We start from the raw sequence: 15,371 nt of genomic DNA, 5'->3' as shown, positions 1-15,371 counted from the left end.
GGGGGGTTTTTTTGGGGGGGGGGGGGGGGGGGGGGGGGGGGGGGGGGGGGGGGGGGGGGGGGGGGGGGGGGGGGGGGGGGGGGGGGGGGGGGGGGGGGGTGGCTTCCCCCCCCCCCCACCCCCCGAGGATATTTCCGGAACGATGAAGGGGCACGGCATGGGCGGGGCGATCCGCATCACTCTCGGCCTGCAGGGCGGCGGTGCGCATGGCGCCTTCACCTGGGGGGTGCTGGACCGCCTGCTCGACGCCGAGGAGATCGAGATCGCCGGGATCTCGGCGACCTCGGCCGGGGCGCTCAACGGGGCCGCGCTCAAGGCCGGGCTGATCGAGGGCGGGCGCGCGGGGGCCCGGCGCAATCTCGACTGGCTCTGGCAGCAGGTGGGCGCGCTGCGCAACGAGGCCCTGGCCGGCTGGATGAGCGCCGCGAGCCCCGAGGCCGGGATCCTCTCGGACCTCGTGGAGCTTTCGCCCGGGTTCAACCTTGCCGACGGGGTCGCGCGCATGCTGAGCCCCTATGGCCTGCCGATGGACAACCCGCTGCGCCGGATCGTGCGGCGGTTCCACTGGGCCAGCGTCTGCGCCGATGACGGTCCGGCGCTTTATGTCTGCGCGACCAATGTGCGGACGGGCAAGATCCGCGTCTTCGAGGGGGATGAAATCTGCACCGACACGATCCTCGCCTCGGCCTGCCTGCCGACGCTGTTCCGCGCGGTCGAATGGGACGATCCGCGGACCGGGCGGCGGGAGGCGTTCTGGGATGGCGGCTACACCGGCAACCCCGCGCTTTTCCCGCTCTTCGACCCCGCCCTGCCCGACGACATCGTGGTGGTGAACATCAACCCGCTGCACCGCGAGCGCGTGCCGGTCACCGCGCGCGACATCCAGAACCGGATCAACGAGATCAGCTTCAACGCCGCGCTGCTGCGCGAACTGCGCGCCATCGCCTTCGCGAAACGCCTGATCGCCGAGGGCCGCGTGGAGCACGACGCCATGAAGGACGTGCGGCTTCACATGATCGCCGACGACGCGCTGATGACCCAGCTCTCCGTGGCGACGAAACTGGTTCCGACGCCGGTCGTGCTCCATCGTCTGAAGGCGGCCGGACGCGCGGCGGCCTCTGCCTTCCTGGATGCGCATGCGGCGGATCTCGGCCGGCGCGGATCGGTCGACCTGCCGGCCACCTTCGGCTGAGACCGTCACGAAAGCTTCACTTGGCGGCGACGCTCGTTTCCAATATTCATGAAATATGGAAACGATCGAATCGCAAGCCCGCAGCCTCGCCACGCTCGGCCATCCCGGCCGGCTGGGCGTGTTCCGCCTGCTCGCCCGACGCGCGCCGGGCGCGGTCCGCCCCGGCGAGATGGCCGAGGCGCTCGCGCTGAAGCCGAACACGCTCTCGGTCTATCTCTCGGCGCTGGCCGAGGCGGGTCTCGTCACGTCCGAGCGGCGCGGCAAGGCCATCTATTACCGGGTCGACATGGCCCGGGCGGGCGCCCTGATCGATTTCCTCGCCGCCGATTGCTGCCGGGGCCGCCCCGCGCTCTGTGCGCCCCGGACCGCCGCCGCCCTTGCCCCAGAGGAGACAGACCCCATGTCCGACCGCCGCCTGAACGTGCTGTTCATCTGTACCGGGAACTCCGCCCGGTCGATCTTCGCCGAATCGATCCTGCGGGCCGAGGCGGGCGACCGTTTCGTCGCCCATTCCGCCGGAACGCGTCCCTATTCCGAGCTCAATCCCTTCGCCGTCGAGATGCTCGAGGCCAAGGGTCACGACGTCTCGGCGCTGCGGGCGAAGAACGTCTCCGAGTTCCAGGGGGCCGAGGCGCCCCTGCTGGATTTCGTCTTCACGGTCTGCGACCAGGCCGCGAACGAGGAATGCCCGGCCTGGGAAGGCCAGCCCGTCACCGCGCATTGGGGCATGCCCGACCCGGTCAAGGCGACCGGCACGGATGCCGAGAAGCGGCTGGCCTTCCAGCAGGCCTATGGCGCGCTGCGCAACCGGATCCGGGCCTTCGCGGCGCTGCCGCTGGAAACGCTGGACCGCGTGGCCCGGCAGAGCGCCGTCGACCGGATCGCCGCCGCCGGGAACGAGGAGACCACCGCATGACCACCTATGCCCTCAACGGGCTCGGCCGGATCGGGAAACTGGCGCTGCGCCCCCTGCTGGAACGCGGCGCGGAGATCGCCTGGATCAACGACGCCACGGGCGATCCGGAAATGCATGCCCACCTTCTGGAATTCGACACGGTGCACGGGCGCTGGCCCGCGGAATTCGCGCATGACGCCGAGAGCCTCAGCATCGACGGAACCCGCCTGCCCGTCCTGAACGCGCGGCGCATCGAGGACCTGCCGCTCGACGGCGTGGACGTGGTGATCGATTGCACCGGCGCCTTCAAGACCGAGGCGCGGCTCGCCCCCTATTTCGAGGCCGGGGTCAAGCGCGTCGTGGTGTCCGCCCCGGTGAAGGAAGACTCGGCCGCCAACCTGGTCTACGGCGTCAACCACGACATCTACGACCCGGCGCGGCACCGGATCGTCACCGCGGCGAGCTGCACCACCAACTGTCTGGCGCCGGTGGTGAAGGTGATACATGAGGGGATCGGCATCACCCACGGCTCGATGACCACGATCCACGACGTCACCAACACCCAGACGATCGTCGATCGGCCGGCCAAGGATCTGCGCCGGGCGCGCTCGGCGCTGAACAGCCTGATCCCCACCACCACCGGCAGCGCCACCGCCATCACGCTGATTTACCCGGAACTGACCGGGAAGCTGAACGGCCATGCGGTGCGGGTGCCGCTGCTGAATGCCTCGCTCACCGATTGCGTGTTCGAGGTCGCGCGCGAGACGACGGTCGCGGAGGTCAACGCGCTCTTCAAGGCCGCGGCCGAAGGCCCGCTGAAGGGCATTCTCGGCTACGAGGAACGGCCGCTCGTCTCGACCGACTACACCAACGATCCGCGCTCCTCGATCGTGGACGCCCCGTCGACCATGGTGGTGAACGGCACCCAGGTGAAGGTCTATGCCTGGTACGACAACGAGTGGGGCTATGCCCAACGCCTGGTGGACGTCGCGCTGATGGTCGGGGCGGCGCCGTGACCCGGCCCGACGGGCTCTCGGCCTATATCGCGGTCACGGCGGCCTACTGGGCCTTCATGCTGACCGACGGGGCGCTGCGCATGCTGGTGCTGCTGCACTTCCACACGCTGGGCTTCTCGCCGGTGCAGCTTGCCTATCTCTTCGTGCTCTACGAGATCGCCGGCGTGATCACCAACCTCTCGGCGGGCTGGATCGCGGCGCGTTTCGGGCTGACCTCGACACTTTACGCGGGTCTCGGGCTGCAGGTTCTCGCGCTGCTGGCGCTGGCGCGGCTCGACCCGGGCTGGGCGATGGGGCTCTCGGTCGCCTATGTGATGGTCGTCCAGGGCGCGTCGGGCGTGGCCAAGGATCTCGCCAAGATGTCGTCGAAATCGGCGGTGAAGCTGCTGGCGCCGAAAGAGGCCGGCGGGCTCTTCCGGTGGGTGGCATGGCTGACCGGCTCGAAGAACGCGGTCAAGGGGCTCGGCTTCCTGCTGGGGGCCGCGCTGCTGGCGGTGGCGGGCTTCGTGCCGGCGGTGCTCGGCATGGCGGCGGTTCTGGCGGTGATCCTGGTCGCCGTGCTGATCGGCATGCCGCGCGGCCTTCCGACGGGCCGCAAGGACGCCCGGATCCGCGAAGTCTTCTCGCGGAACCGGAACGTCAACTGGCTTTCGGCGGCGCGGGTCTTCCTGTTCGGTGCGCGCGACGTGTGGTTCGTCGTCGGCATCCCGGTCTATTTCTACGCCGTGCTGTCGGACGGGTCGGAGGCCGGGAACCGCGCCGCCTTCTTCACCATCGGCAGCTTCATGGCGGTCTGGATCATCCTCTACGGGGGGGTGCAGGCCTGGGCGCCGCGCTTGCTGCGCGCGGCCAGCCGCCCGCAGGCCGAGATCGTGCGCGAGGCGCGGCGCTGGGTCGGGGGGCTGACGGCGATCGTCGCGGCGCTGGCGGTCACGGTGGCCGCCGCCGGCGACCCGGCGCCGTGGTTGACCGTCACGCTGATCGCGGGCTTGCTGGCCTTCGGCGCGGTCTTCGCGGTGAATTCCTCGCTTCATTCCTACCTCATCCTCGCCTTCACCGAGGACAAGAGGGTGACGATGGATGTCGGCTTCTATTACATGGCCAACGCGACGGGGCGGCTGCTGGGCACCGTGCTGTCCGGCGCGAGCTACCAGCTGGCCGGGCTCGCGGGATGCCTGGGCACCGCCGCGACGATGGCCGCGCTGAGCTGGATCTGCGCGGGCGGGCTCGCGCGCGGCGGCACGGCGGCCGCGGCCCGCCAGGGGTAAGGGACGGATATGGGCGCTTTTGAACGCTACCTGACGGTCTGGGTCGGGCTGGCCATCGCCGCCGGCGTCGGGCTCGGCACGCTGTTTCCGGGACTTTTCGCGGCGCTGGCGGGGCTGGAGATCGCCCGCGTCAACCTCGTCGTCGCGGTGCTGATCTGGGTGATGATCTACCCGATGATGGTCCAGGTCGATTTCGGCGCGATCCGCGCGGTCGGGCGCCGGCCCAAGGGCCTTGCGCTGACGCTGGTCGTCAACTGGCTGATCAAGCCCTTTACCATGGCCGCGCTGGGGTGGCTGTTCTTCCGGGTGATCTGGGCCGATCTCGTCGCGCCCGAGGACGCGACGCAATACATCGCGGGGATGATCCTGCTGGGCGTCGCACCCTGCACGGCCATGGTGTTCGTCTGGTCGCAGCTGACCAAGGGCGATCCGAACTACACGCTGTTGCAGGTCTCGGTGAACGACGTCGTCATGGTCTTCGCCTTCGCCCCCATCGCGGCCTTCCTGCTCGGCGTGACCGAGGTGGCGGTGCCCTGGCAGACCCTGCTGTTGTCGGTCGTGCTCTACGTTGTTCTGCCGCTCGTGGCGGGGATCGTCACGCGCCGCAGGCTGGAGCGGCGCAGAGGCGGGGTCGAGGCCTTCCTCGGACGGGTCAAGCCTTGGTCGGTGATCGGGCTGGTCGCCACGGTGGTGCTGCTCTTCGGCTTCCAGGCGGGCAAGATCCTGGCCAACCCCTTCGCCATCGGGCTGATCGCGGTGCCGCTCCTGATCCAGACCTACGGCATCTTCGTGCTGGCCTATGCCGGCGCGCTGGCGCTGCGCCTGCCGCATCGCGTGGCCGCGCCCGCTTGCCTGATCGGCACGTCGAATTTCTTCGAACTGGCGGTGGCCGTGGCGATCTCGCTCTTCGGGCTCAATTCCGGCGCGGCGCTGGCGACGGTGGTGGGTGTGCTGGTCGAGGTGCCGGTCATGCTGTCGCTGGTGGCCGTGGCCAACCGGACGCGCCACTGGTTCCCGGAGGCCGACGCCCCCGCTAGCCGAGCGACGTGACCCAGAGGATCGTGGCGTCGTCGTCGCTGACGGAGATCACGTTGTGACCCATCGAGGCGTCGTAATAGGCGCTGTCGCCGCGGCGCATCTCGACGGGTTCGTAGAATTCCGTGTAAAGCCGGACCGCGCCGGTCAGGACGTAGAGGAATTCCTCGCCGTCATGGCGCACCCAGCCATCGAAATCGTCCATGCTTCGGGCGCGCACCCGCGCCCGGTAGGGCAGCATGCGCTTGCGCGTGAGCCCGGCGGCGAGCAGCTCGTGCTCGTAGGTGGGTGTCGGATGCGCCGCGCCCTCGCCCGAGCGCGTGACATCCATCCGACCCAGCACCTGCTGGCGGCGCGGCGGCTCGAAAAGCTGCGGCATCCCGATGCCGAGGCCTTCGGCCAGCTTGCGCATCGCCTCGTAGGTGGGCGACATCTGCCCGTTCTCGATCTTGGACAGCGTCGAGCGTGCGAGCCCGGCCGCCCGCGCCGCCTGTTCCAGCGTCCAGCCCCGGGCCTTGCGCAGCTCGCGCACGCGCGGGCCAAGCCGGAGCGGGGCGACTTGGGTCTCTGCGCCGCTTTCGCGGGCGAGGCGGATCAGGCTCGGTTCGGTATCGCTCATGGGCAGGTTCTAGTGCGCACCCTGCGGGCTTGCAACTCCGACCGGGGCGGCATAGCACCGGCGCCATGCTGACCGTCTCGCTCTTCGACGAGGGGCCGCCGCCCCCCTGCCCCGCGCCCTTCAACATGGCCGCCTATGTGCTTGCCCATGCGGCCGACCGGCCGGACAAGGTGGCCCTGTCGGTCGTCACCCCGCGCGGCGCCGAACGCTGGAGCTATGCCCGGCTCGAGGCCGCCGTGCGCGGCACGGCCACGGGCCTCCTGGAGATGGGCCTCGTACCCGGTGACCGGGTGCTGATGCGGCTCGGGAACACGGTGGAATTCCCGATCCTGTTCCTCGCGGCGCTGGCGGTTGACCTGGTGCCGGTGCCCACCTCCTCGCAGCTGACCGCGGCGGAGGTGGAAAAACTGCTGCCCGGGCTCGCGCCGGCGCTGATCGTCCAGGGCACCGGCGTGGCGGTGCCGGACGACACCCCCTGCCCGGTCCTGCCAGCGTCCCGGCTGCACGACATGCACGACAACCCGCCGGCGGACTACGCGATGGGTGATCCGGGCCGGCTCGGCTACATCATCTACACCTCCGGCACCTCGGGCCAGCCGCGCGCCGTGATGCATGCCCACCGCGCGATCTGGGCGCGCCGCATGATGTGGCAGGGCTGGTACGGCCTGACCGAGGACGACCGCCTGCTTCATGCCGGTGCCTTCAACTGGACCTACACGCTGGGCACGGGGCTGATGGATCCGTGGTCCGTGGGCGCCACGGCGCTGATCCCGGGGCCCGGCGCGGATCGCTACAGCCTGCCGCTGCTTCTGCGGCGCTACGGGGCCACGATCTTCGCCGCCGCCCCCGGGGTGATCCGCCAGATCGTGGAGACGGATGCCGACCTGCAAATCCCCGGCCTGCGCCACGCGCTTTCGGCCGGCGAAAAGCTGCCGCCGGCCGTCGCCATGGAATGGCAGGACCGCAGCGGCACCGGCATCTACGAGGCGCTCGGCATGTCCGAGTGTTCGACCTTCATCTCCGGCAGCCCGTCGAACCCGCCGGCGCAGGGCAGCTCGGGCCGCCCGCAGCCGGGCCGCCGCGTGGCGGTGCTGTCCGAAGAGACCTGCCAGCCCGTGCCCGTCGGCACGCCCGGCGTGCTGGCCGTCGCGAAGCGCGACCCGGGCCTCATGCTGGGCTATCGCGGCGCCGAGGCCGAGACGGCGGCGCGGTTCTCGGGCGAGTGGTTCCTGACCGGCGACACGGTCGCGATGGCGGCGGACGGCTCGGTAACCTATTTGGGCCGGGACGACGACATGATGAACGCCGGCGGCTTCCGCGTCTCGCCGCTCGAGGTGGAGGCGGCCCTGACCGCGCATCCGGCGATTTCCGAGGCCGCGGCCACGACGGTCGAGGTCAAGGCCGGCGCCGAGGTCATCGCGGGCTTCTACGCCGCCGAGACCGCGCTCGACACGGCCGACCTGGACGCCTGGTGCGCCGCGCGGCTGGCCCGGTACAAGTGCCCCCGGCTTTTCGTCCACCTCGACGCCCTGCCCAAGGGCGCCAACGGCAAGATCCGGCGCAAGGCTCTCCGAGAGGGCTGGAAAGGACACGGCACATGATCAAGCTCGACATCCTCTCCGACCCGATCTGCCCCTGGTGCTATATCGGCAAGAGCTGGCTGGACCGGGCGCTGGCGAAACATCCCGAGCACCCCTTCGCAATCGAATGGCACCCCTTCCAGCTGAACCCGGACATGCCCCGCGAAGGCATGGACCGCGCCGCCTATCTCGAGGCCAAGTTCGGCGGCAAGGATCGCGCGGCCGAGGTCTATGCCAAGATCGCCGAGGCCGCCGAGGCCGCCGGGCTGGAAATCGACTGGTCGACCATCACCCGCACGCCCAACACGCTCGACGCGCACCGGCTGATCCACTGGGCCGGAATCGAGGGCCGGCAGACACCGGTCGTATCGTTCCTGTTCCGGGCGTATTTCCGCGAGGGCCGCGATATCGGCGAGCCGGAGGTTCTGCTGTCCGTCGCGGACAAGGCCGGCATGGACGTGGAGATGACCCGCACCCTGCTGGAGGGCGATGCCGATCTCGACGAGATCCGCGCCCGCGATGACCATGCCCGCGCGCGGGGCGTGACCGGCGTGCCGACCTTCGTGGTGGCCAATACCCACGTGGTGCCGGGCGCACAGCCGCCCGAACTCTGGGAAAACGTCATCGCGGAACTGGCGGGAACGCCGGATGACTGAGCCCGCCTCCACCCGGGACGCCGCGGTCGCGGACCGCTCCCTCTCGTTCACGGAATTCGTGGCGCTGCTGGCGATGCTGTTTTCCACCATCGCGTTTTCCATCGACGCGATGCTGCCCGCGCTGACCGTGATCGGCGAGGAACTGACGCCCGAAGACGTCAACCGCGCGCAGCTGATCGTCACCATCTTCGTGCTGGGCATGGGGATCGGCACCTTCTTCACCGGCCCGCTCTCGGACGCCTATGGACGCAAGCCGGTGGTCGTGGCGGGCATCGCCGTCTATATCGTCGCCGCGCTGGTGGCCGCGACGGCGCCGTCGCTGGAAGTGCTGCTCGCGGCGCGCTTCGTCCAGGGGCTCGGCGCCTCGGCGCCGCGGGTCGTGACGCTGGCCATGGTGCGTGATCTCTTCGCGGGCCGGGCCATGGCGCGGGTCATGTCCTTCGTGATGATGGTGTTCATCCTGGTCCCCGCGGTCGCGCCATCCATCGGCGCGCTGATCATCGATGCCTTTTCCTGGCGCGCGGTGTTCCTGTCCTTCGTGGCTTTCGGGCTGATCTCTGGCAGCTGGCTGACGCTTCGCCAGCCGGAAACTCTGCCACCCGACCGGCGCCGCGCGCTGCGCCTGCCGGCGCTGCTGTCGGCGCTGGGCGAGGTCCTTGGCTCGCGCGTGGTGGTGACCTACACGGCCGCGCTGTCGCTGGGCTTCGGGCAGATGTTCGCCTTCCTGTCCTCCGCCCCGCAGATCTTTACCGAGGTGCTGGACCGCGGCGAGAGCTTTCCCTACTGGTTCGCGGGCGTCGCCGCCTTTGCCGGCACGGCCAGCGTGGTCAACGCGAAGCTGGTGATGCGGCTCGGGATGCGGAAGCTCGCCACCGCCGCCTTCATGATGCAGTTCGCGGTCTCGGGGGTGCTCTCGACGGCACTCTCGGCCGGGGCGCTGCCCTATGACTGGCTGTTTCCCGCCTTCTTCGCCTATATGTGCGTGGCGTTCTTCATGGTGGGGCTGACCTTCGGCAACCTGAACGCCCTGGCGCTGGAGCCGATGGGACACATCGCGGGCTTTGCAGCCGCGATCGTGGGGTCGGTCTCGACGATCCTGGCGGTGGCCATCGCGATCCCGATCGGCCTGGCCTATGACGGCACGCCGCTGCCGCTGACCGTCGGTGTCACGGTCTGTTCGGCGCTGGCGCTCGTCCTCATGCTGACAAACGCCAAGGAGGCCGAGGCCGAACCGGGCTGAGGCCTAGGCGGCCTTTTGCGCCGCCGCCTTCTCGGCCAGGTCGCGGGCGATGGCGAAGGCGCCCTTGATCTTGTCGCTGTCCTTGCGCCAGTCGCGGCGCAGCACGATCTTGTTGTCCTTCACCCGGGCCCGGCCATGCTGGGACTGGATGAACTCGACCAGCCCCTGCGGGTTCGCGAACTTGTCGTTGTGGAACTGCACCGTCGCACCCTTGGGGCCGCCGTCCAGCCGCGCGATGCCCGCGCGCTTGCACATCGCCTTGATCCGCACGATCAGCAGCAGCGTATTCACCTCCTTCGGCAGCGTGCCGAAACGGTCGATGAGTTCCGCCGCGAAACCTTCGAGTTCGACCTTCGTGGTCAGTTCCGACAGCCGCCGGTAGAGCCCAAGCCGCACGTCCAGGTCGGGGACGTAATCCTCGGGGATCAGGACCGGAACGCCGAGATTGATCTGCGGCGCCCACTGGTCGTCCACCTCCGAGATGCCCTCCATCTCGCCCGACTTGATCTTCGCGACAGCCTCTTCGAGCATCGACTGGTACAGCTCGAAGCCGACCTCGCGCATCTGGCCGGACTGTTCCTCGCCGATCAGGTTGCCCGCACCCCGGATGTCGAGATCCTGGCTGGCCAGCGTGAACCCCGCCCCGAGACTGTCGAGCGAGCCGAGGACGCGCAGCCGCTTTTCGGCCGTGGGCGTCAGCGGCGCGCGGGGCTTCGTCGTCAGATAGGCATAGGCCCGCGTCTTGGCGCGGCCGACGCGCCCCCGGATCTGGTAGAGCTGGGCGAGGCCGAACATGTCGGCGCGGTGCACGATCATGGTGTTGGCGGTCGGGATATCGAGCCCCGACTCCACGATCGTCGTGGCCAGCAGAACGTCGTATTTCCCGTCGTAGAAGGCGTTCATGCGATCGTCGAGCTCGCCCGCCGCCATCTGCCCGTGGGCCACGACATAGGAGACTTCGGGCACCTGCTCGGAGAGGAACTCCTCCATCTCGCCCAGGTCCCGCACCCGCGGCACGACGAAGAAGCTCTGCCCGCCGCGGTAATGCTCGCGCAGCAGCGCCTCGCGCACGGTGACCGCATCGAACTCGCTGACATAGGTCCGGATCGCCAGCCGGTCGACGGGCGGCGTGCCGATGATCGACAGCTCGCGCACGCCCGACAGCGACATCTGCAGCGTCCGCGGGATCGGCGTGGCCGTCAGGGTCAGCACGTGGATATCCGTGCGCAGGCTTTTCAGGCGTTCCTTGTGGGCGACGCCGAAATGCTGCTCTTCGTCGATGACCAGCAGGCCGAGGTTCTTGAACCTGACCGTCTTGGCGAGCAGCGCATGGGTGCCGATGGCGATGTCCACCGTGCCCTCGGCGATGCCCTTGCGGGTCTCGGCGGCCTCTTTCTGGCCGACGAAACGCGACAGCTGGCGCACATTCACGGGAAAGCCCCGGAAGCGCTCCGCGAAGCTGTTGTAATGCTGGCGCGCCAGCAGCGTCGTCGGCGCGATCACCGCCACCTGCACGCCGGACATGGCGGCCGCGAAAGCCGCGCGCATCGCCACCTCGGTCTTGCCGAAGCCCACGTCGCCGCAGATCAGCCGATCCATCGGGGCGCCCGATCCCATGTCCGCGAGCACCGCCTCGATCGCGGAGAGCTGGTCATCGGTTTCCTGGTAGGGGAAACGGGCCGAGAAGGCATCCCACATATCCGCGGGCGGTTCGAGGATCGGCGCCGTGCGCAGCGCACGCTCGGCCGCGACGCGGATCAGCTTGTCGGCCATCTCGCGGATGCGTTCCTTGAGCCGCGCCTTCTTGGCCTGCCACGCGCCGCCGCCAAGCTTGTCGAGCAACCCTTCCTCGTGTCCGTAGCGGCTGAGCAGCTCGACGTTTTCCACCGGCAGGTAAAGCCGGTCGCCGCCAGCATATTCGAGGGCCAGGCATTCATGGGGCGCGCCCATCGCCTCGAGCGTCTCGAGCCCGTTGTAGCGCCCCACCCCGTGATCGACATGGACCACCAGGTCGCCGGGGCTGAGGCTCTGGGTCTCGGTCAGGAAATTCTCGGCCCGGCGACGTTTCCGCGGGGCGCGGATCAGCCGGTCGCCCAGCACGTCCTGTTCCGAGATCACGGTCAGGCCCCGGGCCTCGAACCCCTCCTCCAGCGGCCAGACCGCGAGGAACAGCCCGCCCCGGCCCTCGGGGATGTCGCGGGCATGGGCGACCGGTGCCGCGTCGGCGATCTGCTGGTCCTCGAGAAGCCCCTGCAACCGCTCGCGCGCGCCCTCGGACCAGCTGGCGATCACCACCTGACCCGCTTGGCGCTTCGCGCGAACATGATCTGCCAGGGCGCCGAAAAGGCTCAGGTTTTCCTGCTGGCGCTCAGGTGCGAAACTGCGCCCGATCCGCCCGCCCGCATCGATGACGCCCGGCCCTGAGCCCTGCGGCAGAACGTGGAAGGCCATGACCCGGTGATCGGCCACGGCCGCGTCCCAGGCGGCCTCGTCGAGATAGAGCAGATCGGGTGGACAGGGCTTGTAGACGGTGTCGATGCGCGATTTCTGCCCCATCGCCTCGCGCCGGGCGTCGTACTGGTCCGCGATCGCCTCCCAGCGGGCGAGCCGCGCCGGGACGGACTGGTCGTCGAGGCAGACGGTGGCATCGGGCAGGTAGTCGAACAGGGTTTCCAGCCTCTCGTGGAAGAACGGAAGCCAGTGTTCCATCCCCTGGTGCTTGCGCCCGGCGCTCACGGCCTCGTAGAGCGGGTCGTCGGTGCCGGCGGCGCCGAACTCGATCCGGTAATTCTGGCGGAACCGGGTGATCGCGGCCTCGTCGAGGATGATCTCCGAGACCGGTGCCAGCTCCACCCGGTCGAGCTGGGCCGTGGTGCGCTGGCTGCCCGGATCGAAGCGCCGCGCGCCGTCGAGCACGTCGCCGAACAGATCGAGCCGCACCGGCCCCTCGCTGCCCGGCGGGTAGACGTCGATGATCCCGCCCCGGATCGCGTAGTCGCCCGGCTCCATCACCGTGGGGGCCTGCGAAAAGCCCATGCGGACCAAGAAGTTGCGCAATGCTGCTTCGTCGATCTGGCGGCCCACGGTCGCTGTGAAGCTGGACGCCTCCACCACCGCGCGGGCCGGCAGGCGCTGCATCGCGGCGTTGAGCGTGGTCAGCAAAACGAAGGGACCGGGCATCCCCTGCGCCAGCGCCGCCAGCGTGGCCATGCGCGCCGCCGAGATGTCCGGGTTCGGCGAGACCCGGTCATAGGGCAGGCAGTCCCAGGCCGGGAATTCCAGCACCGCGACGTCGGGGCTGAAGAACGCGAGCGCCTGGCGCGTGGCCGCCATGCGGCGGTCGTCGCGCGCGACATGCAGCACCGGCTGTCCCGTGCGCGCCATCTCTTGCAGGATGAGCCGCGCGTCGTAGCCCTCGGGCACGCCGCCGACCGTGATCTGTTCGCCTTGGGGGGTCATCTGGGACATCGGAGCCGAGCTAGGGATCGGGGCAGGATTGTCAACCGCCGAGAACCTGCGTGTTCATGTTGTGCCACATGCCCCAGAAGGCCGTGACGAAGATCGACAGCATCCCGATGACCTGGGTGGCCAGCCGGTGCCGCCGCAAGAGCTTGTAGAGCCATTCGCCCTCGGCCGCCGTGCCGCGGATGCGTCGGGCCATCCGCACCGACAGCAGCCCCACCAGGCCGAGCGGCGCGAGGATCAGAAAGACCGCCTGGCAGAACTCGACCCCGTAGCCGAAGCCGAGCGTCCCGAGACCGGCCAGCACGAAGGTCGCCAGCGCGACCAGCCAGGTGCCTGCCTCTTCGGAGATGTAGAGCAGCCGGTTGCACTGGACCCTGACCAGGATCTCGACGTCCTCCGCCGCGCGGCCGCCGTGCCGGCGGGCGCGGGTGATCAGGTCGAAGGGCACACCCATCACGAAATGGCTCGCGCTCGACCACAGCACCGCCAGCATGATCCAGTACCAGAGGTTGCTGAAGGACCGCATGTCGATCAGTTCGAATACGGTGAGATACCAGTCCAATGCGTGTCCTCATCCCGTTGTCCGGCGAGCTTAGCGCCCGTGGCGGGGGATTCCCATCACGTCGCGGGGTTTCGTCTTGCCGCAACGGGCGGGATCGTGCAACTCAGGATCGACCCGAGACAGGAGGAAAGCCCATGCGCCCCACCGCCGCGCCCTACCCGCTCGCCCGTTTCCGCCGCCTGCGCCGCACGCCCGCCCTGCGCGCGCTTGTCCAGGAGACGACGCTGTCCGCGGGCGACCTGATCTGGCCGATCTTCGTCCGCGACGGCGCCGACCTTGCCGAACCCGTACCGTCGATGCCCGGGGTCGAGCGGCGCTCGGTCGACCGCTGCGCGGCCGCGGCGCGCGAGGCGGCGGATCTCGGCATCCCGGTGATCGCGCTCTTTCCCTATACCGACCCCGCGCTCAAGACCCCGGACTGCGCCGAGGCCTGGAACCCCGACAACCTCGTGAACCGCGCCACCCGCGCGATAAAGGACGCGGTGCCCGAGGTGGCGGTGATGCTCGACGTGGCCCTCGACCCCTACAATGCCGACGGCCATGACGGGCTCGTGCGGGAGGGCGTGGTGCTGAACGACGAGACGCTGGACGCGCTGGAACGCCAGACCCTGGCCCAGGCCGCGGCCGGTGCCGATATACTCGGCCCGTCGGACATGATGGACGGCCGCATCCGGCGCATGCGCGACTCGCTCGAGCGCGAAGGGCACAAGGATACCGCCATCATGGCCTATTCGGCGAAATACGCCTCCGCCTTCTACGGCCCCTTCCGCGACGCGGTGGGCGCCTCGGGGGCGCTCAAGGGCGACAAGAAGACCTACCAGATGAATCCCGCCAACACCGACGAGGCATTGCGCCTGGTCGAGCGCGACCTGGCCGAGGGCGCCGACATGGTGATGGTCAAGCCGGGCATGCCCTATCTCGATATCTGCCGCCGCGTGAAGGACGCGTTCGGCGCACCGACCTTCGCCTACCAGGTCTCGGGGGAATACGCGATGATCCAGGCGGCGGCGCAGAACGGCTGGCTCGACGGCGAGGGCGCGATGATGGAAAGCCTCGGCGCGTTCAAGCGGGCCGGCTGCGACGGCATCCTGACCTATTTCGCGCCGCAGGCCGCCCGCCTGCTCGCCGAGGCCTGATCCACGCCCGGTGGGTGCGGCGGCGGCGTGGATATGCCCGCGCCGGCCGGTGACGCCGCTTGCTGATGACACTGCCCCGGCGATCGCCTATGATGCGCGCATAAAGCCCGGGCCAACCGGGGCAAGCTGAAAGGGCAAGACATGAGCAGGTATCACCGCAGGACATTCCTGGCCGGGCTGGGCGCCGCGACCGCGGTCGTGGCGGGCTGCGGCAACGGCACGCGCAGCGGCGCGGGCGACGTCATCGACATGCGCGTGGAGCGCGCGCTCAACCTGATGTATTCCGAGGTTCCGGGCAGCCGCGACCTGGCCGCGAAAGCCTCCGGCATGCTGGTCATGCCGCTGGTCACCAAGGCCGGCTTCGGGGTCGGCGGCGCCTATGGCGAGGGCGCGCTGCTGATCGACGGGGTGACCGTGGACTACTATTCCACCGCGCAGGCCACCTTCGGGCTGCAGATCGGCGCGCAGCAATTCGCGCACACGCTGTTCTTCATGACCCCGGACGCGCTGGCCGATTTCCGCGGCTCCGACGGCTGGGCCGTGGGCGGCGACGTGGAATACGCGGTGCCCGAGCGCGGCACCAGCCTCGGCATCGAGACCACCACCGAACTCGCCCCGGTCATCGCCGTGGTCTACGGCCAGTCCGGCCTGATCGTGGGCGCGACGCTCAAGGGCAACAAGTACACGCGCATCGTGCGCTGAGCCTG

13 protein-coding genes are annotated in these 15,371 nt (G+C 69.5%); 10 read left to right on the top strand and 3 right to left on the bottom strand.

Annotation, left to right across the window (positions count from 1 at the left end):
* The first annotated feature begins 142 nt into the window (after nucleotides 1-142).
* From ACQ5SP_RS07685 to arsB, 5 genes are read left to right on the top strand one after another with little or no spacing between them, the layout of a single operon-like run.
* Complete coding sequence (locus ACQ5SP_RS07685; protein ID WP_430937764.1) at nucleotides 143-1,192, top strand: patatin-like phospholipase family protein; 1,050 nt, start codon at nucleotides 143-145, stop codon at nucleotides 1,190-1,192.
* Nucleotides 1,193-1,247: 55 nt separating this feature from the next.
* Entirely contained in the window at nucleotides 1,248-2,108 is an 861-nt protein-coding gene (locus tag ACQ5SP_RS07680; RefSeq protein WP_430937763.1) for a helix-turn-helix domain-containing protein, read from the top strand.
* Entirely contained in the window at nucleotides 2,105-3,103 is a 999-nt protein-coding gene (locus ACQ5SP_RS07675; protein WP_430937762.1) for an ArsJ-associated glyceraldehyde-3-phosphate dehydrogenase, read from the top strand. Before ACQ5SP_RS07680 ends, ACQ5SP_RS07675 begins: the two co-directional genes overlap by 4 nt.
* Complete coding sequence (gene arsJ / locus ACQ5SP_RS07670; protein WP_430937761.1) at nucleotides 3,100-4,371, top strand: organoarsenical effux MFS transporter ArsJ; 1,272 nt, start codon at nucleotides 3,100-3,102, stop codon at nucleotides 4,369-4,371. Before ACQ5SP_RS07675 ends, arsJ begins: the two co-directional genes overlap by 4 nt.
* A 9-nt stretch (nucleotides 4,372-4,380) precedes the next feature.
* Nucleotides 4,381-5,421 (top strand): ACR3 family arsenite efflux transporter, encoded by a 1,041-nt coding sequence (arsB, locus tag ACQ5SP_RS07665; protein ID WP_430937760.1) that lies wholly within the window; start codon nucleotides 4,381-4,383, stop codon nucleotides 5,419-5,421.
* On the opposite strand, the gene ACQ5SP_RS07660 is transcribed toward arsB, so the two are convergent.
* A complete protein-coding gene (locus tag ACQ5SP_RS07660; RefSeq protein ID WP_430937759.1) occupies nucleotides 5,405-6,025 on the bottom strand; it encodes a helix-turn-helix domain-containing protein in 621 nt (206 codons plus the stop codon). The two genes, arsB and ACQ5SP_RS07660, sit on opposite strands and share 17 nt — an antisense overlap.
* 65 nt (nucleotides 6,026-6,090) lie before the next feature.
* Between ACQ5SP_RS07660 and ACQ5SP_RS07655 the strand changes: the two genes are divergently transcribed.
* From ACQ5SP_RS07655 to ACQ5SP_RS07645, 3 genes are read left to right on the top strand one after another with little or no spacing between them, the layout of a single operon-like run.
* Nucleotides 6,091-7,626, top strand: a complete 1,536-nt coding sequence (locus tag ACQ5SP_RS07655; protein ID WP_430937758.1) for a class I adenylate-forming enzyme family protein — start codon at nucleotides 6,091-6,093, stop codon at nucleotides 7,624-7,626.
* The gene (locus ACQ5SP_RS07650) at nucleotides 7,623-8,261 is read left to right on the top strand and encodes a DsbA family oxidoreductase (protein ID WP_430937757.1); all 639 of its coding nucleotides are present in this window, start codon (nucleotides 7,623-7,625) and stop codon (nucleotides 8,259-8,261) included. The genes ACQ5SP_RS07655 and ACQ5SP_RS07650 overlap by 4 nt, the downstream gene beginning before the upstream one ends.
* Entirely contained in the window at nucleotides 8,254-9,501 is a 1,248-nt protein-coding gene (locus ACQ5SP_RS07645) for a multidrug effflux MFS transporter (RefSeq protein WP_430937756.1), read from the top strand. The genes ACQ5SP_RS07650 and ACQ5SP_RS07645 overlap by 8 nt, the downstream gene beginning before the upstream one ends.
* A gap of 3 nt (nucleotides 9,502-9,504) precedes the next feature.
* Here ACQ5SP_RS07645 and mfd read toward each other — a convergent pair whose 3' ends face one another.
* Nucleotides 9,505-12,960: a transcription-repair coupling factor gene (gene mfd / locus ACQ5SP_RS07640; RefSeq protein ID WP_430937755.1), complete on the bottom strand. Its 3,456-nt coding sequence runs from the start codon at nucleotides 12,958-12,960 to the stop codon at nucleotides 9,505-9,507.
* A 40-nt stretch (nucleotides 12,961-13,000) separates the two neighbouring features.
* Nucleotides 13,001-13,528 (bottom strand): component of SufBCD complex, encoded by a 528-nt coding sequence (locus ACQ5SP_RS07635; RefSeq protein ID WP_430937754.1) that lies wholly within the window; start codon nucleotides 13,526-13,528, stop codon nucleotides 13,001-13,003.
* A gap of 134 nt (nucleotides 13,529-13,662) precedes the next feature.
* Between ACQ5SP_RS07635 and hemB the strand changes: the two genes are divergently transcribed.
* Nucleotides 13,663-14,664 (top strand): porphobilinogen synthase, encoded by a 1,002-nt coding sequence (hemB, locus tag ACQ5SP_RS07630; protein WP_430937753.1) that lies wholly within the window; start codon nucleotides 13,663-13,665, stop codon nucleotides 14,662-14,664.
* Nucleotides 14,665-14,805: 141 nt separating this feature from the next.
* Nucleotides 14,806-15,366 carry a YSC84-related protein gene (locus ACQ5SP_RS07625; RefSeq protein WP_430937752.1) on the top strand — a complete coding sequence of 187 codons (561 nt, stop codon included), beginning with the start codon at nucleotides 14,806-14,808 and terminating at the stop codon, nucleotides 15,364-15,366.
* The last annotated feature ends 5 nt before the right edge of the window (nucleotides 15,367-15,371 follow it).

Source organism: Rhodovulum sp. YNF3179, assembly GCF_050586465.1.
Classification (GTDB): domain Bacteria; phylum Pseudomonadota; class Alphaproteobacteria; order Rhodobacterales; family Rhodobacteraceae; genus CAJXYS01.
This window is presented reverse-complemented; position numbering and strand designations above follow the sequence as displayed.